General features: G+C 71.5%; 13 protein-coding genes. 5 read left to right on the forward strand and 8 right to left on the reverse strand.

Annotated features, from left to right (window positions below; all coding sequences use genetic code 11):
* Positions 1-86: 86 nt before the first annotated feature.
* Positions 87-776 carry a hypothetical protein gene (locus P7V53_RS00230; RefSeq protein ID WP_280153465.1) on the reverse strand — a complete coding sequence of 230 codons (690 nt, stop codon included), beginning with the start codon at positions 774-776 and terminating at the stop codon, positions 87-89.
* Between the two features lie 152 nt (positions 777-928).
* On the reverse strand, positions 929-3,433 hold the full coding sequence (locus tag P7V53_RS00235; protein WP_280153466.1) for a transglycosylase domain-containing protein: 2,505 nt from the start codon (positions 3,431-3,433) through the stop codon (positions 929-931).
* 147 nt (positions 3,434-3,580) lie between these two features.
* Between P7V53_RS00235 and P7V53_RS00240 the strand changes: the two genes are divergently transcribed.
* On the forward strand, positions 3,581-3,973 hold the full coding sequence (locus P7V53_RS00240; RefSeq protein ID WP_280153467.1) for a TraR/DksA family transcriptional regulator: 393 nt from the start codon (positions 3,581-3,583) through the stop codon (positions 3,971-3,973).
* 55 nt (positions 3,974-4,028) lie between these two features.
* Here P7V53_RS00240 and P7V53_RS00245 read toward each other — a convergent pair whose 3' ends face one another.
* Positions 4,029-4,607 carry an alpha-ketoglutarate-dependent dioxygenase AlkB gene (locus tag P7V53_RS00245; RefSeq protein WP_280153468.1) on the reverse strand — a complete coding sequence of 193 codons (579 nt, stop codon included), beginning with the start codon at positions 4,605-4,607 and terminating at the stop codon, positions 4,029-4,031.
* Positions 4,608-4,857: 250 nt separating this feature from the next.
* Here P7V53_RS00245 and P7V53_RS00250 point away from each other — a divergent pair, with 250 nt between their 5' ends.
* Entirely contained in the window at positions 4,858-9,849 is a 4,992-nt protein-coding gene (locus tag P7V53_RS00250; protein WP_280153469.1) for a tetratricopeptide repeat protein, read from the forward strand.
* A 9-nt stretch (positions 9,850-9,858) separates the two neighbouring features.
* On the opposite strand, the gene P7V53_RS00255 is transcribed toward P7V53_RS00250, so the two are convergent.
* Positions 9,859-10,848, reverse strand: coding sequence for a lyase (locus P7V53_RS00255; RefSeq protein WP_280153470.1), 990 nt, complete (start codon positions 10,846-10,848; stop codon positions 9,859-9,861).
* 167 nt (positions 10,849-11,015) lie between these two features.
* Here P7V53_RS00255 and P7V53_RS00260 point away from each other — a divergent pair, with 167 nt between their 5' ends.
* Complete coding sequence (locus P7V53_RS00260; RefSeq protein WP_280153471.1) at positions 11,016-12,845, forward strand: ATP-binding protein; 1,830 nt, start codon at positions 11,016-11,018, stop codon at positions 12,843-12,845.
* A 50-nt stretch (positions 12,846-12,895) separates the two neighbouring features.
* Here P7V53_RS00260 and P7V53_RS00265 read toward each other — a convergent pair whose 3' ends face one another.
* Positions 12,896-13,570 (reverse strand): hypothetical protein, encoded by a 675-nt coding sequence (locus P7V53_RS00265; RefSeq protein WP_280153472.1) that lies wholly within the window; start codon positions 13,568-13,570, stop codon positions 12,896-12,898.
* Between the two features lie 356 nt (positions 13,571-13,926).
* Here P7V53_RS00265 and P7V53_RS00270 point away from each other — a divergent pair, with 356 nt between their 5' ends.
* Positions 13,927-14,904: an SDR family oxidoreductase gene (locus P7V53_RS00270; protein ID WP_280153473.1), complete on the forward strand. Its 978-nt coding sequence runs from the start codon at positions 13,927-13,929 to the stop codon at positions 14,902-14,904.
* A gap of 8 nt (positions 14,905-14,912) precedes the next feature.
* Here the strand turns inward: P7V53_RS00270 and P7V53_RS00275 are convergent, their stop codons facing one another.
* Positions 14,913-15,140: a hypothetical protein gene (locus tag P7V53_RS00275; protein ID WP_280153474.1), complete on the reverse strand. Its 228-nt coding sequence runs from the start codon at positions 15,138-15,140 to the stop codon at positions 14,913-14,915.
* A 125-nt stretch (positions 15,141-15,265) separates the two neighbouring features.
* On the opposite strand from P7V53_RS00275, the gene P7V53_RS00280 reads away from it, so the two are divergent.
* Positions 15,266-15,733 carry an SET domain-containing protein-lysine N-methyltransferase gene (locus P7V53_RS00280; protein ID WP_280153475.1) on the forward strand — a complete coding sequence of 156 codons (468 nt, stop codon included), beginning with the start codon at positions 15,266-15,268 and terminating at the stop codon, positions 15,731-15,733.
* Positions 15,734-15,737: 4 nt separating this feature from the next.
* Here P7V53_RS00280 and P7V53_RS00285 read toward each other — a convergent pair whose 3' ends face one another.
* On the reverse strand, positions 15,738-16,535 hold the full coding sequence (locus tag P7V53_RS00285) for a VOC family protein (RefSeq protein WP_280153476.1): 798 nt from the start codon (positions 16,533-16,535) through the stop codon (positions 15,738-15,740).
* A 126-nt stretch (positions 16,536-16,661) separates the two neighbouring features.
* Positions 16,662-17,990 carry a hypothetical protein gene (locus P7V53_RS00290; protein ID WP_280153477.1) on the reverse strand — a complete coding sequence of 443 codons (1,329 nt, stop codon included), beginning with the start codon at positions 17,988-17,990 and terminating at the stop codon, positions 16,662-16,664.
* Positions 17,991-18,209: the final 219 nt, after the last annotated feature.

An 18,209-nucleotide genomic window follows, 5' to 3' on the forward strand; every position in this document is an offset into this window, starting at 1 on the left:
ACCGGGAAGTGCAAAGCCGTCAGATGAGTCCGGATGGCACGGCCTTCAACGCCTGCCCGGTGCGCACCGTCGGCGTTGTGGCGGCCCTACTCCAGCAGGCCCTTCTTCCAGGGCCCGCGCGCCTGCTCGAAAGGCGTGTCTCCGGCCGCGAACACCGAGCGCTCGCGCGCCAGCCTGACCCACACCCGCGTGTCGTGATGCGCGCCCGCGACCGGCTGGTCGGCGCGCACCTTCTCGAACCAGGCCTGCACCTGTTCGTACTGACCGGGATGGCGCGACAGCGTCCAGGCCAGCCCCACCAGGTCGGCGTAGCCCTCCTCGCGCCGCGTCTCGCGCATGTCGCGCAGCATCTTCGCCAGCTCCTCGCGGCCACTCGCCCCGGCGTCGTCTGCGACGTCGACGAAGCCGGCCGGCAAGGTGTGCCAGGCGCCGTGCACGTAGCGCCAGCAGTGGCCCAGCTCATGGGCGAACATCGCCTCCACGATGGCCGGCAGCAGCGCCGGCTCCAGCGCGTCGAGCGTGGTCTGGGCTTCGGGATTGCCGCGCATCGACAGCACGAGCTTGCAGCGGTCGTCGACGAAGCCCATGGCCAGCGGCGCGTCGCCCGCCTTGGCCTGCGGCTGCACCACGATGTCCAGCGGCAGCTTCTTCGCCTTCGCATAGTCGACCACCGGCCAGCCCGCCTGCAGCCAGCGCATCTCGGTGGCGGTGAGATCGGCCGCACGCGACGCGAGCGGCGCGAGGACGAGGGCGGCGATGGCGAGGACGAGGCGCATGAGCGCCTATTGAATCGGCACGCCCGCGCGTCGACCAGTCGATGCGCGCCACGGATCGGGCGCCGGCGCGAAGTTTCACCGCTTTGCGCAAGCACCGTTCGCGCAAGCATGGCCGAAAGCGACCGGCCGCGTGCGTACAAATTACACCCCGCTCACTGCGACGGCGCGGGCGAAGACGAATCGGCGGAGGATGGCTGCGGCATCACGCTGATCTCCGACGGCTGGCTGGCGTGCGGCTCGCCGGTGCGCGGATCGCGGCCCATGCTGCGCATCACCCGCTCCAGCTCCTCGGCGCTGCGCGGCGCGTCCGCAGCGCGGCGACTGGTGGCGATGCTCGCCTTGTCGCCGATGGCGATGGTGCCGCTCCCGTCCTGGCGGACGATGACCTCTGGAGGCGCATGCGCCGGCTGGTCCTCCGGCCGCAGCTGGGGGTCGGCCAGGTTGGACTGGGGCAGCGGCTCGGGCAGCGGCATCGGCGGCGGAGGCGGATGGCGCGGCGGCGGGAAGGTCGGCTTGGCGCTGATCAGGCCGCCTTTCACGGACGACTTGAGGAAGTCGCCGACCAGCAGGAGCGCGTTGTGGCCGCCCTGGCCCCAGTAGTCGCTGCGCATCGCCACGCGCGAGTCGTTGAAGCCGACCCAGGCGCCGGCAACCAGGTGCGGATGCAGCGCGATGAACCAGCCGTCGGCGTTGAGCTGCGAGGTGCCGGTCTTGCCGGCGACATCGCCCGGGACGCCGAAGCGGCTCTTGAGCAGCGTGCCGGTGCCGCGCGTCACCACGCCGCGCATCATGTCGATGAGGTCGGCGGCCGAATCGGGCGACATCGCGCGCCGTGTCTCGGTGCCGAACTCGGCGAGCACCTTGCCTTGCCGGTCGGTGATCCGCTTGATCGACACCGGCTTGTGGTACGTGCCCTGCTGCGCGATCGTCGCGTAGCCGCTGGCCATCTCGAGCAGCGTGACCGGGCTCGTCCCCAGAGCCAGCGAGGGCACCGGATCGAGCCGGCTCTGGTCGATGCCCATGGCCTGCGCGAGCGACACGATGCGCGGGATGCCGACCTCCTGCGCCACCTGCGCGGTGATGGTGTTCTTGGAGTAGATCAGGCCCTCACGCAGCGACAGCGGCGCGCCGGTCGCGCCGCTCATGTCGGTGGGTTTCCACAGCGTGCCGTCCGCCAGCCGGATCTCGACCGGGCCGTCGACATAGGTGCGATCCGGGAGCAGCCCGCTTTCGAGCGCCGCGCCATAGACGAAAGGCTTGAAGGTCGAGCCGGGCTGGCGCGCCGCCTGCGCCACGTGGTCGTACTGGTCGGTGTCGAAGTCGCGGCTGCCGACCCAGGCCTTCACCTCGCCCGTGGCCGGCTCGATGGCGACGAAGCCGGCCTCCAGCCGCGTCTTGTCGCGCTTGAGTTGCGCCATGAAGGTGCTGTCGGCCATGAGCGCGCGCAGCGCCGCGTCCTGGGCGCCGTGGGTCTTCAGCGCTTCCTTGAACTGCGGCGTCTCGCGCACGAAGGCCGCGACGAGGTCGCGCTGGCGGCTCCAGAAGTGCGCGAACGGCTCGATGCGCGAACGCGCCTTCTCATAGGCCTCGGTCGATGTCGACGCGACACGCATGCCGGCCGTGCTCCACTCGACGTCGGCGATGGCCTGCAGGGCGCGGGTCTGCCGCTCCACGGCCTGCAGCGCCGCGTCCTGCAGGCGGGAGTCGATGGTGGTGTGGATCACCAGGCCGTCGGCATAGAGGTTGTAGTCGTGCTCGTCGGCCCAGCCGATCAGCCAGCGGCGCGCCTGCACGGCGAAATGCGGCGCCGGCCCCAGCAGCTCGGGCTGGCGGTTCAGCGTCACCTTCAGCGGCTGCTCGCGCAGCGCCTGAAAGCGTGCCTCGGGCAGATGCCCTTGCCGCACCAGCTGCGCCAGCACCACGTTGCGCCGCTGCCGTGCCCGCTCCGGGTTGATCACCGGGTTGTAGTAGCGCGTGCCCTTGAGCATGCCCACCAGCGTCGCGCTTTCGAGCACGTCGAGCTCGCCCGCGGACTTGTCGTAGTAGGTGCGCGCGGCCATCTCGATGCCGATGACGTTGTAGAGAAAGGGCGCGCTGTTGAGATAGGTCTCGAGGATCTGGTCCTTCGTGTAGGCGCGCTCGATGCGCAGCGCAGTGATCAGCTCCTTCAGCTTGCGCGTCGTCGTGCGTGATCTGCCGATCTCCTCGGGGAACAGGTTGCGCGCGAGCTGCTGGGTGATGGTCGAGCCCCCCTGCGTCTGGCCTCGCATCGTGTTGAACAGCGCCGCGACGGTGCGGCGCACGTCCACGCCGCGGTGCTCGTAGAAGCGTTGGTCCTCGGTGGCGATCAGCGCCTGCTTCACGTGCGGCGAGATCTTCGCGAGCGGCACGGCCTCCTGCTGCGCTCGCACGAAGCTGGTGAGCACCTTGCCGTCGGCCGACATCAGCACGCTGGGCTTGGCTGTCTGCAGGGCGCGCAGCTGCTCGATCCCCGGCGCCGTCGGCCACACCGCGGCGACCAGGGCCGCGGCCGCGATCGCGCCGGCCGCGAACAGCAGCGCCACGACCCACAGGGTGCGGCGGCCGAGCGCGCGCCAGTCGGTCCGGCCATCGGCAGTGCGGGGCGGCCGGGCCCAGTCAGGAGGCGTCCAGGTCATGGTGCGAGGCAATGCCGCCAGGACGGCGGCTTCGCGCTGATCCTGGCAACGGGCGTGCCCGACGCCTTGCGCCTGGGCATGCGCCTTGCCAGATCAACCCGAGGCGATGCTTTTCGCGGCAGCGCACGACAACCTCTGGAGACGACGATGTCCCACCTCAGCCCGGCCCAATTGCAGAGCATCGAAGAGCGGCTGTCCACGCGCGAGACCGAGTTGCAGGAGCGCGTTCGCTCCGCCAAGGAGTCGGCGGCCGAGCGTCCCAGCGCCCAGGGGCCGCAGGTGGAGGACATCGCCGAGGAGGGAGAGCAGCGCTACCGGCACGGCATGGAGCACGTGGAGCTGATCCGCGACCAGGAAGAGCTCGCCGAGATCGCGGACGCGCGCACGCGCATCGGCGATGGCCGCTACGGCGAGTGCATCGACTGCGGCATGCCGATCAGCTTCGAGCGCCTGTCGGCGCAGCCCACGGCCAAGCGCTGCATCGCGGACCAGGAGGCCTGGGAGAAGAAGCACGGAACGACGTTGCGGTACTCCGCATGAGCGTCGCGCGTTCGCGTGATGCGAGGAAGCTCGATTTGCCGCCCCGATGTCCTGATCACCGCAAGGTGCGCAACGTGATCGAGTACCTCAGCACCGTCGTCGCCGCGATGCTGTGCTGCCAGCCCCAGCGCGCCGTCCCGCGCAGCAGATAGGCCGAGCGCGGCGCGAGGTCCAGCGCGATCACGTCGGCCTTCTTCGGATTGACGGGCGGATAGCGGCGCAGCCGCATGCGCGCCGTGCCGGCCAATGACACGCCGAAGACCAATTCGTAGTCGGGCACGTCGCGGTGCCAGCCCAGCGGCGTGCCGGGCCTGTACTCCGCCACCAGCGCGTTGGTGAATCGCTCGGGCGCGATGCCGGCCCAGGCGGCGGCGCGCTCGCGCAGCGGCAGCAGGAACGCGGGGATCGGCGGCGCCGGATCGAGCCGGTTGTCGTCGAAGTCGTAGCGGCTGCCGAAGGCGGCCACGCGGCGCTTGGCGATGTAGCCCTTGTAGCGCGCCTCCTCCAGCGACAAGGCGCCGATGGCCGTCAGCAAGACCTGCTCTTCGGCCGCGTCGATGAAGTCCTCGCGGTAGGCGAGCCCGTCGGGCCACCGCGAGGCGGGGCGGTCGAACAGTTCACCTTGTGAATCCACGAGCGCTGCCGCGCAAGCCGCGTGCCCGCAACGAGCGTGCGGGCCGGCCGCTGCGGGTTTGTCCGGACGCTGCAGCTCGGCGTTCGCGGCCGGATTGCACACGCCATGCGCGACCGCTTGCTGCGGCGTCTGTTACTCATCTCTACACTGGCTCGAACACCACGCCGGCGCCCAAGCGCGGGCATCGAGGACATCAGGGAGGGCGGGCGATGGGCGGCAGGGGCGGTACGCACGGGAATCACGCGCGGCCATGACGCGGCCCGACGATCCCGTCCAACTGCTGCAGGTCGCGCCCGCGGCGCTGCCGGCCGATGCCGCGCGCGAGCAGGCCCTGCTCGACACCGTGCGCGATTTGAGCTGGCGCGGACGCTACCTCGACGCACAGGCGCTGCTGCCCCAGCTGCAGGCCCTGCCCGACGTCGAGGCGGCGATCCACGCGGCGCGCATCGTCGGCCATCTCGGCGCGCGGCGCGAGGGCGAGGCGCGCGTGATCCACCTGTGGCGGTCTCGCCGCGACGACGCGCAGGTGCTGGTCGAGATGGTGCGCGCGCTGGCGTACCGGCGCGGGCCGTTCCGGGCCTGGCGATGCATGCAGACGCGGCCGCTGCCGGCCACCGCCGATGCCGAGACGGTTGCCGACTGGCATTCGCTGCGCGCCTTCGTCCTCGGCTCGCTGCGCGACTTCGACGGCGCGGCGCGCGCACACCGTGAGGCGCTCGAGCTGCATCGCGACGAAGCCTGGCTGCATGTCGAATGGAGCTATGTCTGCGAGCAGCGCGATGCCTACGGGGAAGCCGTCGCGGCCGCCGAGCACGCGCTGGCGCTGCGCCCGGGCTACCGCGCCGCCCTGCAGGCGCTGGCGCACCTGTACACGCTGGTCGGCCGCGATGACGACGCGCTGGCGCTGCTGCGCCGGTCGCTCACCGAGTCGCAGGCCAGCGGCCTGGCGATGCAGCTGCTCGAGCTGCAGATCGAGCGCGGCGAGCACACCGACGCGGCGCACACGCTGGCCGAGATGGAGCGGTTCTCGCCGCTGGCGGACAAGGCCCTGCGCGGGTGGATCCATGCACGGCGCGCCGACCTGGCCCTGTCGCTCGGCCGTAGGGACGAGGCGCGCGAACAGGCGCGGCAGGCCGGCGGCGACTTCTACGAGCGCCTGGCCGCCCGTCTGGACGCGCCAGTGGCCGTTGCGCGCCGCGTCGTGCTGCCCGTGGGCTTCGTGCGCCAGCATGCCCAGACCTGCGCGCCGGCGACGCTCGCCACGCTGAGCCGCTACTGGGGCCACGAGGCGGCCCATCTCGAGATCGCCGAGAAGATCTGCTACGACGGCACGCCCAACCACAGCGAACGGCACTGGGCGCAGGACCAGGGCTTCGTGGTGCGCGAGTTCACCGTCGACTGGGACACCGCCTGCCGGCTCGTCGATGCCGGCGTGCCGTTCACGCTGACCACGGTTCACACCGCTTCCGCGCACCTGCAGGCGGTGATCGGCTACGACGCGCTGCGCGGCACGCTGCTGATCCGCGATCCGTTCAAGCGCACCCACAACGAGTTCGGGGCGACGGCGCTGTTCGAATCGCACCGGGCGACGGGCCCGCGCGGCATGCTGCTGATCGCCGCGCCGCAGGCGCATCGCATCGCCGGCATCGAGCTGCCCGAGGCCGCGATCTGGGACGGCTCCCATGCGGTGATGGCCGCGCTGAGCCGCCACCGGCGCGACGAAGCGCAGGCGGCGCTGCAGCGGCTCGCCGCCGTGCATCCGCAGCATCGCCTCACGCTGTTGGCGCAGCGGGCGCTCGCCGCCTACGACAACGACCCGCCCGGCGAGCTCGCGATCACCGAGCGGCTGCTGGCGCAGCATCCCGACGACGTGAACCTTCGCCTGGCGAAGGCGTCGCTGCTGGCACAGGTGGGCAGCCGCGAACAGCAGGCGGCGTGGTGGCAGCACCTGGTCGACGGCCCGCGCGCCGACCCGGTCATCCTGACGCGCTACGCCGACTTCCTGTCGGACGACGGGCGCGAGCACCGCCGCGCGCGCCAGCTGTATGAGCAGGCCCTGGACCGCCAGCCGACCCATGCGCCGGCCTGGGCCGGGCTGGCGCACACCACCTGGCAGCGCGGCCAGCGGTCGCAGGCGCGCGAGCTGTCGTATCTGGCGGCCTGCCTCGCCGAGACGAACGAGAGCCTGGCCGAGACGCATTTCCGAAGCTGCCGTTTCCTGGGCCAGGCCGCCGACGGCATTGCGTTCCTGCGCGCGCGTGTCGATCGGCTGGGCGCGGCGTCGTCGGCACCGGCGATGACGCTGTTCGCGCAGCTCGATGCGCTGGAGCGCAGCACCGAGGCCTTCGTCGTGCTCGACGAGGCGATCGCGCGGCGTCCACAGGACGGCTCCCTGCTGCTGTTCGCCGCCGATGCCCACCTGCGCTGCGGCCGCCACGCCGAGTCGCAGGCGCTGCTGGCGCGTGCCGAGCCGCATGCCTACCGCCCGGCCTGGCTGCGCCTGAAGGCGCGCTGGCTGCGCGAGAGCCTCGATGCCGCCGGCGCGCTGGAATGCGCTCGCCAGGCGGGCGAGATCGATCCGCGCGACGTCGGCCTGCACCGCCTGGTGGCCGCGCTGCTGGCCCAGCGTGAAGGCCGCGCCGCCGCGCTGGCCTACCTTCGCCGCGCCGCTGCCGATCATCCGCAGCACCTCGACCTGCAGCAGATGGTCGTCGGCTGGCTCGGGCCGCAGGAGCGCGACGAGGCGATCGCGCTGCTGCGCGGCATGGTGCAGCGGCATCCGGCGCACGCCTGGGCCCAGCGCGAGCTGGCTTTCAAGCTGAGCCTCGCCCAGCAGCACGAGGCCGCCTGGGCCGCCGCCAGCGCCGCACTGGCCGTCGCGCCGCAGCAGACGCACACCCATTCCACCCTCGGCTTCGTGCGGCTGCGCGAGGGCCGGCTGGACGAGGCACGCCGCCACCTGCGCGACGCGATTGCGCTGTCGGTCGACAACGACTACGCCATCGGCACGCTGATCGACCTGGAGCCGACGCTGGCGCAGCGGCGCGCCTCGCTGCAGTTCGTGCGCGACGAGCTGCAGCGCCAGGTGACGCTCGGCGATGCCCTGCTGACCTACCAGGAAGCGGCGCAGGCGACGCTGGACGCGGCCGAGCTGCAGGCGGTGCTCGAGGACATGCTCGCGGCGCGCGAAGACCTGTGGCAGGCCTGGGCCGCGGTCGCGATCCAGCGGATACGCAACGGTCAGCAGGCCGAGGCGGCCCGTCTGCTCGCTCAGGCGATCGAGCGCTTCCCGCTGGTGCCGCGGCTGCATGTGGAGCAGGCGCGCGCGGCCATCCTGCGCGGCGACCGCGAGGCCGGCCGGCGCAGCCTGCGGCAGGCGCTGCAGATGGCGCCGGCGTGGGAGCGTCCGGTGCGCCTGTTCGTCGAGACGGTGATGGACGAAGGCGTGGGCTTCGAGCGCGCGCTGCCGGTGCTGGACGCCGCGCTGCATCGCGATCCCGAGCTCGCCGACCTGCGCGCCTTGCGGGCGCGCATCCGCTGGCGCATGGGCGAGCGCGAGGCGGCGCGCGCCGAACTGCAGGCCACGCTGCAGCAGGAGCCGGCGCTGCGCTGGGCCTGGGAGCTGTTCGACGACATCGCCCGGCAGTCGGGCGAAGCCGGCGCAACGCATCGGCTGGCGCTGGAGGTGGCCACCGGGCATCCGGGCAGCGTGGCCGCCTGGCTGCGCGTGGCCGACTACGCGCCCGACAACGACGCGGCGCTCGCCGCCACCGAGCGGGCGCTGGCCGTCGAGCCGCGCCACGAGGCGGCTTTCGAAGCGCGCCTCAAGGTGCTCTACCGGGCGCGCCGCTTCGACGAGATCGCCGCCGCCCTCGCGGGGGCGTCATGGCCGCAGGGCCTGCCGGCGGGCATTGCGGCGTTCGAAGCCCGGCTGGCCCGCGCCGACGGCCGCCACGCGGACGCGGTGGCCGCCATGCGGCGGCTGCTCGAGAGCGATGCGAGCCACTACTGGCTGTGGCAGGAGCTGGCCGACTGGCACGACGAGAAGAACGAGGACCGCGACTACCTCGCGGCGGCCGGCCACCTGGTGCGCTTGGCGCCCAACCACTCGGTGGCGCACGCCTACCTGGGCCATGCGCAGGCCAAGTGCGGCGACGGCGCGGCGGCATTGCAGCACTTCGCGCGGGCGCTGGAGCTGGACCCGGCCTATCTGTTTGCGGGGTTGCGCCTGGCCGATCTGCAGCTCGACGCCAAAGACGCGGACGCGGCACGCCGCACGCTGCAGACGCTGCGTGCCCACCACGGCGGCGCACAGGTCGCGCTGCGCGAACTGCGCCTCGCCGTGCTGGCCGACGACCGCGATGCGGCCGCGCGCAGCCTCGCCGAGGTCGCCAGCCGGCGCGACGAAGGGCCGGCCGCCTGCGAGGCAGCGCTCGAGGCGATGACCGGCGCCGGCTGGACGAAGCTGGCCCTGCAGGTGATCGCCGCCACTGTCGCAAGGGGCCCGTGCGCGCGGCCGGCGACCCGCTTCTGGCTCGCCCGCCTCGAGTCGGGCTGGCTGCCCGGCAGCCACACGCGGGCGCTGATGCGCGCGCTGGAAAGCGACCCATCGCACTCGCTGAAGTCCGACCTGCTCGGCGAGCTCGCCAAGCAGCCCGATGCCTTCCTGCTGGGCGCGCTGCTGCGGCGCTTCGGGCCCGTGCTGCGCGCCGACGCCGAGTGCTGGGGGATGCTGGGCTACCTCCATGTGGAACACGGCCGGCACGCGAGGGCGACCCGATGGATGGCCGACTGGCGACAGCGCGCCGACGCGCCCTCGTGGGCGTTGGACAATCTCGCCCTCGCCTGGCGCGAGCGCGGCCGCGACGACGTGGCGCGCGAGGTGACCGAGCGCTCGCTGTCGATCGATCCGGACAACGACGATGCGCTGACCTGGCGGGCGGTCGACGCCGCACTGGCCGACCGCCTCGACGAGCTGCGCCTGCTGCTCGCGCGCCTGGACCGCGGCACGCCGCGGCCGTTCTTCCGGGCGCTGCTCGAGCTCGCGCGCAGCTACCTGGAGGCCGCATCGGCGGGGGACAGCCGGCTCGCTGTCGGGCCTTTCGCACGAATGCGCGCCGACCTGCGCGGGCGATCGATCAAGGCGCGCCTGCTGCGCCAGCTCGGCGCACAGCTGGTGCGCCGCCACACGCCGGCGTGGGCGAGGCCCTGGCGGTGGCTGCAGCTCGCGCGGCCGCTGTGAGGGCCGGGCTCACGCCGTGCGAATGACCGAGATGTGCTCCGTCCCGCTCTCCGGCAGCCACACCTCCCCGCTGCGTCCGAGGATCTGCCGGACGTTCGCCGCCTCGCGCGCAAACACGAAGGGCTCGAACTTCTCGCTGCCGGGATCGAAACGCAGCACCGAGTTGCCGCCGAAGTCGCTGAGCCAGACCTGGTCGCGGTGGTCGACGTAGACCGCATAAGGACGCGGGTTGTCGCCGGGAAGCTTCCATCGCTGCCAACGCTTGCCGGCCGGATCGTGCACCGAGACGTTGCCGCTGTTCCATTCGCTGACCCAGATGCGCCCGCGGCTGTCGCTCCACACGCGCCGCGCGCCCTGCCCCGGCGTCGGCGGCTCGACGACCGTCGATTCGCCGCTCGCGCGGTCGATGCGCGCGATGAAGCTGCCGGCCAGCGAGCACCACCACACGTCACCCGACGGCGTGGTGCAGATGCCGTACGGCCCGCGGCCGCGCGGCGCGTTCTTCACCGTGACCGTGCCGCTCTTCACCGCGACCTTCCCGACGACGCCGCTCTGCCCTGTGAACCAGAGGTCGCCGTCGCCGTCGAAGGCGCAGGTGTTGAGGTTGGCGTACGGCGTGCCCTCGGGCAGCGCGAAGACGCGCCGCTCGCGGTCGGGCCAGCCGATGCGCACGATCGCGTTCTGCCCGCCGTCGGTGATCCAGGCCGCCTTGTCCGGCCCCTGGATGACGCCGTGCGGCGACGAGCCGTTGCCCAGCGCGATCAGCTCGCTGCGACCGCTCTTCGGATCGAACCAGCCGAGATGGCCGCTGCGCTGCGCCGTGTACCAGACGCCGCCGTCGGGCGCCGGCGCAACGTCGTGGATGCCGGTCGGGCGCGGCGTGGCCAGCGGCCACGATTGCATGCGCGGCGCCTGGGCCTGCGGGCGCAGCGGCCAGGCGGCGGCAAGAGCGGCAGCGGCGGCGGCCCGCAATGCGGCGCGGCGGTCGGGGCGTGGCATGGGGCACCTCCGGGGCGATTCGCGAAGCGTGGATGGTGAATCGGAACAAACACCCTGGCCGCCGGTGGTGATACGCATCACGATGTGCGGCTCACACACGACCCCGGGCCATGGAGTGCAAGGGGTATCCTGCCCGCCCCGAATGCGAAACACTCGCAAGCATTTGCATGCTTGACGCCGAAGCCTTGAAATTTCCCGCCGCCGACGACCGCGAGCAGCCCGCGGACCCCGCCGACGCCGAGCTGGCAGGCCAGGTCGCGGGCGAGCAGCTGCGCATGATCTTCGCCCACTCCACGGTGGGCACCGTCATCGCGACGGTGTTCGCGCTGTTCCTCGCCTCGCATGTCAGCCCGGTGGTGCCGCGCGATGTGCTGCTGCTGTGGGTCGGCCTGAAGATCGGCATCGTGCTGCCGCGCATGCTGCTCGCACACCTGTACCGGGTGCGCGGCCGTCCCGAGCGCGACGTCTGGCATCGGTGGACCGTCGCGCTGCTGGCGCTCGACGGCGCCTGCTGGGGTCTGGGCGGGGCGTGGGTCATGGGCGGACACACCGAGATCGTGCCGGTGGTCGCGGCCAGCCTGTCGTGCGTGGCGTCGATCGCGACCTTCGGCCTGCAGGTCAGGCTGGCGGCCACCGCGGCCTATGTCGTGCCGATGATCGCACCGACCGCGCTGGCGCTGCTGGCGCGCGGCGACGAGCTGGGCCTGTTCGCCGGCGGCGGGCTGCTGCTCTTCCTCGGCGTGCTGCTGTCGACGGCGCAGCGCTCGGAAAGGCGGCTTGCCGAGGTGTTCCGGCTGCGCTTCCTGACCGATCGCATCGCCGCCGAACGTGCGCAGGCGCTGGCGCTGGCCAAGGAGCAGAGCGCGGTCAAGAGCCAATTCCTCGCCACGATGAGCCATGAGTTCCGCACGCCGCTGCACGGCATCCTCGGGCTCACGCGGCTGGCGCGCGCCGAGCATGCCGATCCGGCGCTCAAGCACCGGCTCGGTCTCATCGAGCACTCCGGGGAGCACCTGCTGCGCCTGATCAACGACCTGCTCGATGTGTCGCGCATCGAGGCCGGCCGCGTCGAGCTCCAGGAGGCGGCCTTCGACCTGGCGGCCGAGCTGGACGAGCTGGCCGACGTCTACGTCGTGCGCTGCGACGAGAAGGAGCTGGACTTCGCCGCCCGCATCGACCTGCCGTCGCCGTGCTGGGTCCTGGGCGACGTGACTCGCGTGCGCCAGGTGCTGCACAACCTGCTGGGCAACGCGATCAAGTTCACCGCGCGCGGCCGCATCGACCTGCAGGCGAGCCGCCGATCCGACGGCACGATGGAGTTCCGCGTGCAGGACTCGGGTCCGGGCATCGCCGAGGACGACCTGCCGCACATCTTCGACGCGTTCTGGCAGGCTCCCGATGTGCAGGCCGTGCGCGGCGCCGGCGCGGGCCTCGGGCTCAACATCGCGCGCGAGATCAGCCGGGCGATGGGCGGCGAGATCCTTTGCGAGAGCCAGATCGGCCGCGGAACGCAGTTCGTGCTGACGCTGCCGCTGCCGCCGCAGCCGGCCCCGCGAGGCGCGGAGACGGAGCCCGTCACGCCCGACCGGCGCGAGTTGCTGTCGCGTGCGCGTGTGCTGCTGGCCGAGGACAACGACGTCAACGCGCTGGTCATCCAGGCGATGCTCGCCCGCCACGACTGCGAGGTGACACGCGTCGCGCACGGCGCCGATGCGGTGCGCCAGGCGATGAGCGAGGCGGGCCGCCCCGACGTGATCCTGATGGACAGCCAGATGCCGGTGATGGACGGCCTGGAGGCCACGCGGCGCATCCGCGTGCTCGAGCTCGCCCAGGGCCTGCGGCGCGTGCCCATCGTCGCGCTGACCGCCAACACCGCCGACGACGACCGCCAGCAGTGCCAGCAGGCCGGCATGGATCACTTCGTCGGCAAGCCGTTCACGGAAGCCGAGCTGCTGGCCGTGCTGGGCAGCTGCCTGCCGCAGGCACGGGCCCTGTAGGTTCTAGTGGCCTGCGCGGCCTTCACTCCCGAATCGACCGTTACAGACCACTAGGCGGCCAGCGCCAGTTCCGGACGCACCGGCCGGGCCAGCGGCTCGGTGAACAGCTCGATGTCCGGGTGATAGGTGCGCACCATGAATTCGTAGAACGGATGCTGCGAGGCGTGCCAGTTGCGCTCGGCGGCCGTCACGTCGAAGCCGAGGATGCGGTGCGGCAGGTTGCCGGCGTGCGCCAGCGGCACCATCTGCCCCGCGGCGAGCAGGTCGGTGAAGCCCAGGCGGCGGTACTGGCGGATCAGGCCGTCGCTGCGCGCGCCGATCACCATCCATTGCACCTGACGCGCCATGCAGTACAGGTAGGTGGCCTTCATCAGCCCCAGCTTCACGCGCGGATCGTCGTGGCCGGGCAGCACGGCCAGGCGCGTGACTTCCGCCAGCACCTGGTCCGACATCGGCTCGGGCAGCACCGCGCTGTGCTCGATCTGCAGCGGCTGGCGGGCATTGGTCGCCAGGCGCACCGTGCCCACCGCCTCGCCGCTGTCGCGGTCGCAGGCGACGAACACCGCGGTCTCGGGGCTCCAGTCCAGGTCGTCGGGCTCGCCGAACGGGACCCGCAGGTTGGGCAGGTGATGGCCGTAGGAGGCGGAGCGGACCCGGCAGGCGGCACGAAGGTCCGCCTCGGACCGGGCCACACGAAGGGTGAAGCGAAGACGCTGAATGGACATTTTCGAAGACCTTCCTGGGTTGGATGGGAGTTGTGGGTCTTCTCCCGAACGACGAGCCGCCGGACTCTCGCTGGGCCGGTCCCGACTTCACCGGACGCCTAAGCGAACGCCATACCTGATTTCTTGATCCAGCGGACGGCGGCAAGCGTGCACTAGTACCGCAAACGCACGCATCCGTAGCAACCCGCCTGGCGCTCGTGAAGGCCGGGAAAGGTCATCGCTTTGCGGCGCTCTTGCGTCGAGAAGCAACCGATGGTCGAGGAAGCGTCACGGTGCGAAAGCCGCACGCCGATGCACGAGCGGTTAGGCATGTCGTGTGCCAGAAGCGGTGCATCTGCACCGCAAAGGAGATCGACATGCCCCGATCAGACCGCACTGCCGACAAGCATCGCCGCATCCAGGCCGAGCAGGACCGCGCCGACGCCGCCAAGCCCAAGGAGGAAAAGCCCCAGGCCAAGGGCGCGGCCCAGGCGGGCGCGCGTGCCCAGCCGCAGGAACTGCCGGCGCAGCACATCGAGAAGCCGGGCCTGGAGGCCGAGCTGGCGCTCAAGCCGCGCTTTCACGCGCCGGACTACGAGGGCAGCAACAAGCTGCGCCACATGGCGGCCATCGTGACGGGGGGCGACTCCGGCATCGGCCGCGCGGTGGCGGTGCTGTATGCCCGCGAAGGCGCCGATGTGGCCATCGTCTACCTCAGCGAGGACGAGGATGCCGAGGAGACGAAACGGTGGGTGGAGGCCGAGGGCCGGCGTTGCCTGCTGATCCGCGGCGACGTGAAGGACGCGGCGTTCTGCAAGCAGGCCGTCGAGCAGACCGTGCAGGCCTTCGGCAAGCTGGACATCCTGGTGAACAACGCCGCTTTCCAGGAGCACGCCGATTCGCTCGACCAGCTCAGCGACGAGCGCTTCGACGAGACGCTGCGCACCAACGTCTACGGCTACTTCCACATGGCCCGGGCGGCGCTGCCGTACCTGAAGCAAGGCTCGTCGATCATCAACACCGGCTCGGTGGTGGGCCTGGAGGGCAGTCCCAAGCTGCTGGACTACTCGACGACCAAGGGCGCCATCCACGCCTTCACCAAGTCGCTGGCTGCCAACCTGATCGACAAGGGCATCCGCGTCAACGCGGTCGCGCCCGGCCCGGTGTGGACGCCGCTCAACCCGGCGGACAAGCCGGCCGACAAGGTGCAGAAGTTCGGCCAGGACACCGACATGAAGCGCGCGGCGCAGCCGGAGGAACTGTCACCGGCGTATGTGTTCCTGGCCGCACCGTCGTGTGCGGGCTACATCACCGGCATCGTGCTGCCGGTGACGGGGTCGATCGGCGCGATCTAGCGGGCCGCCTAGCGGCCGAAGAAATGCTGGAAGACCTGAGGTTCGATGACTTCGCGGATCGCCATGCCGCGCAGCGGCTCCTCGAAGGGCTGCGACGGGCGCGGCGAGTCGAGGTCGGCGGGCATCGTGATGTCCCAGGGGCGGCCGCGGCGCGGCTCGGCGTCGCCGCCGGCCAGCAGTTCGGCCAGCGATTCGGCGGGGGCCGCCGTGCGGGTTTGAGGACGAGACCGTTTCATGATGCTGCTCCCAACTTCCTGTGTGAGATCAGTATCGGCAGCGTCTGGCAGCCGCATGCGCCGAAATGGCAGGCTGGCCGGTGCCAATTCCGGACCGGGCGCGCGGCGCGTGACAAACTCGACTCATGCCCCGACTGCACGATGTCGACCCGACGGCGGCCGCGCCCCGGCCACGCGGCCGGCCGGCCGATCCGCAGAAATTCGCCGTGAAGGTGAAGCCCAGCCGCATCGACGGCCAGGGCGCATTCGCCGCGGAACCCATCCCGGCCCGGCGCAAGATCGGCGAGGTGCGAGGTGAAGCCATCAGCGTGCGCGAGGCGCGACGGCGGGCCAAGGGCTGCGCGCGCATCATGATCGTCGAGCTCAGCGAGCGCCGCGCGATCGACGCCGCGCAGTCGAGCGACCCGCTGCGTTTCACCAACCATTCGTGCCGCCCCAACGCGGTGCTGCGCATCCGCCAGGGGCGGGTCGAGTTCTATGCGATGCGCGACATCGCCTCCGGCGAGGAGATCACCGTGAACTACGGCGAGACGCACCACGACGGCAGGCTGCGCTGCCGCTGCGGTGCGCCGGGCTGCGTCGGGATGCTGTGACGCGTCATGCCGCCGTCGCTTGCGACACCGTCTCGCCGGCCACGCCATCCTCGGCCAGCGGCTCGAGCACCGCGATCGCCGCCCCGACCGGGTCGGCGAACACCGCGAAGCGGCCGACACCGGGAATGTCGGTGGGCGGGCTGAGGACCTGGCCGCCGAGCGCACGTGCCTTGTCGGCGCTGGCGTCGCAGCCCGCCACCGACACGTAGGGCAGCCACATCGACTGCGCCTTGGGCTCGGCCGAGCGCATCAGCCCGCCGCGCGAGACGCTGTCGCGCTTGAGCACGTAGTAGGTGCCGGCCGGCCCGAGGTCCATGGTCTCGTGGCTGTAGCCGAGCACCCGCTGGTAGAAGGCCAGCGCGCCCTGCTCGTCGGGCGTCCACAGCTCGTTCCAGCACCACGCGCCGGTGGCGTTCCCGGCATCGTCGGGCGGGTCGTCGGTGCCGCTCGCCCACAGGCCGAACACCGCCCCCGACGGGTCGGCGACCACGGCGCCGCGCCCTTCCTTGCCGAAGGCGGCCGGCGGCTGGATGGAGCGCGCCCCGGCGGCCAGCGCCGTGCGGTAGGTGGCGTCGACGTCGTCGACCGACGCATGTGCCAGCCAGTGGGCGCGCTCGGTCGGCGGCGCGCTGCGAAAGCCGCCTATGCCCTGGCTGCCGTTGAAGATCATGTGATAGCGCTGCTCGCCCATCGGCATCGATTCGGTGTGCCAGTTGAACAGCGGGTCGTAGAACTTGCGGGCCTTGGCAAAGTGGCCGGAGACATGCTCGAACCACACGAACTTGCCGGTCAGGTGCTTCATCGTCGCTCCTTCGTCGTCTCTGCCGAAGCCTTCAACATAGGCGATGGAGGTGCGCGAGGAAAGGCTCGCGGTCTTGCCCCCTCTGCCCGCAAGCGGCGAGATGGGGCAAACATCGGCCTGTCGTGGCTAGCGTTGCTGGAACAGGACCAGCCGGGTGTCCTTCGTCTGGTTGTTCGCGCTGGCCACCAGGTTGACTTCGTAGCGCATGCCCGGCACGGGCATCTGCGGCGCGACGTCGAAGCTGAAGTCGCCGTTGCGGTCGGCGGTGATGCGCTCGTTGAACAGTTTCTGTGCGACGCCGACCATGCCGACGACCGACGCGACGCCGATCACCTCGGCGTCGACGGCGGCGAAGGGTGCCGTCTTGCCGCGCACCGTGAACTTTCCGGCCGGCACGCCGGCGTTCGGCGCGTGGCTGGTCACCGTCAGCGGCAGGCCGATGGCGGCCGTCGGCTGCTGCTCGACCACGAAGTTCCAGGTGCTGCGCACCGGGTTGCCGGCCACGTCGCGCGCGGAGACGTCGGCCACATAGCGTCCCGGCGCCATCTCGCTGCGGTGGGTGAAGAAGTCCGGCGAGATGCTCGACTGGGCGGTCACGTCGCGGCCCGACAGCGTGATGCGCACGCTCTTCGGGTCGACGCCCAGCCCGCCGCGGTCATCGAAGGTGCCCGACACGGTGACCGGTCCGGTGGCGATCACGGTCTCGTTGTCGCGCGGGTACTGGTTGCGGATGGTCGGTGGACGCGAGTCGACCAGCATCTGGTTGCGCGTGAGGTTGCTGCGCACGACCTGGCCGTTGGATTCGAGCGTTGCCACGATGGGCACGCCGCCGGTCACCTTGTCGAGCCGCTTCAGCGTGTAGCTGCCCTCGTAGCGTCCCGGTGCGGTCTCGCGCATGGGGACGTTGGCGACGTTCTCGATCGTGAACGAGGCGCGCGCGCCCGGCGTGCCCTCGGCGACGAACTTCAGCTCCGTGCCGGGTTCCAGCCGGTCGACCGGCGTGGCCACGAAGCGGTTCAGTGCCAGCGGCTGCGGGCGGGGTTGCGGCTGGGGCGCGGCCACGACGACCGGCGCCGCGTTCAGACGCGCCATCGTCGATACGCTGCTGCGCCCGTTGCGTCGCAGCGTGACGGTGGCGGCCGAGTTCGCGTTCGCGCGGTCGTTCGGCCGCAGGGTGTACGAGCCCTCGTACACGCCGTCGTCGACCTCCTGCAGCACCAGCGTGCGCGTCACGCCGGCCACCCGCACCGTGGCGCGTGATCCCGGCGTGCCCTCGACGCGGAAGAACAGCTCGTTGCCCGCGGCAACCTTTTCCGCCGGCTCCATCTCGAAACTGGCGATCTGCGGCGGCGGCGGGACCTTCTTGGCGGCCATTGCCGGGTCGGCCGTCGCCAGCGCCAGGGTCAGCGTCGACAGAAGCAGCGCGGCGAAGCGCCGGATGAGGGATGCACGCATGGAGGTTCTCCTGTGGTGTTGCGCCACTCCATGTCGGGCAAGAGTCGCTCCCAGTAAGTGAGCGACAGCGTTGGAAAAGAGGCCGGCTACCGAGGCCGGCGCAGCAGCCGCGACCGGCCGAGGGCGATCCACTCCGACAGCCCCCACAGCAGCGCGCAGCCGAAGGCCGCGGGCCGGGTGATCGCGATGCGCAAGGTTCCTTTCATGGCGGCCACCGTA

Source organism: Piscinibacter sp. XHJ-5, from assembly GCF_029855045.1.
In the GTDB taxonomy this organism is placed as follows: domain Bacteria; phylum Pseudomonadota; class Gammaproteobacteria; order Burkholderiales; family Burkholderiaceae_C; genus Albitalea.

Bases quoted from the DNA above. Each gene is read 5' to 3' on its own strand.
- P7V53_RS00230 (WP_280153465.1), bottom strand. From the start codon at position 776: ATGCGCCTCGTCCTCGCCATCGCCGCCCTCGTCCTCGCGCCGCTCGCG.
- P7V53_RS00235 (WP_280153466.1), bottom strand. From the start codon at position 3,433: ATGACCTGGACGCCTCCTGACTGGGCCCGGCCGCCCCGCACTGCCGAT.
- P7V53_RS00240 (WP_280153467.1), top strand. From the start codon at position 3,581: ATGTCCCACCTCAGCCCGGCCCAATTGCAGAGCATCGAAGAGCGGCTG.
- P7V53_RS00250 (WP_280153469.1), top strand. From the start codon at position 4,858: ATGACGCGGCCCGACGATCCCGTCCAACTGCTGCAGGTCGCGCCCGCG.
- P7V53_RS00255 (WP_280153470.1), bottom strand. From the start codon at position 10,848: ATGCCACGCCCCGACCGCCGCGCCGCATTGCGGGCCGCCGCCGCTGCC.
- P7V53_RS00260 (WP_280153471.1), top strand. From the start codon at position 11,016: ATGCTTGACGCCGAAGCCTTGAAATTTCCCGCCGCCGACGACCGCGAG.
- P7V53_RS00265 (WP_280153472.1), bottom strand. From the start codon at position 13,570: ATGTCCATTCAGCGTCTTCGCTTCACCCTTCGTGTGGCCCGGTCCGAG.
- P7V53_RS00270 (WP_280153473.1), top strand. From the start codon at position 13,927: ATGCCCCGATCAGACCGCACTGCCGACAAGCATCGCCGCATCCAGGCC.
- P7V53_RS00275 (WP_280153474.1), bottom strand. From the start codon at position 15,140: ATGAAACGGTCTCGTCCTCAAACCCGCACGGCGGCCCCCGCCGAATCG.
- P7V53_RS00280 (WP_280153475.1), top strand. From the start codon at position 15,266: ATGCCCCGACTGCACGATGTCGACCCGACGGCGGCCGCGCCCCGGCCA.
- P7V53_RS00285 (WP_280153476.1), bottom strand. From the start codon at position 16,535: ATGAAGCACCTGACCGGCAAGTTCGTGTGGTTCGAGCATGTCTCCGGC.
- P7V53_RS00290 (WP_280153477.1), bottom strand. From the start codon at position 17,990: ATGCGTGCATCCCTCATCCGGCGCTTCGCCGCGCTGCTTCTGTCGACG.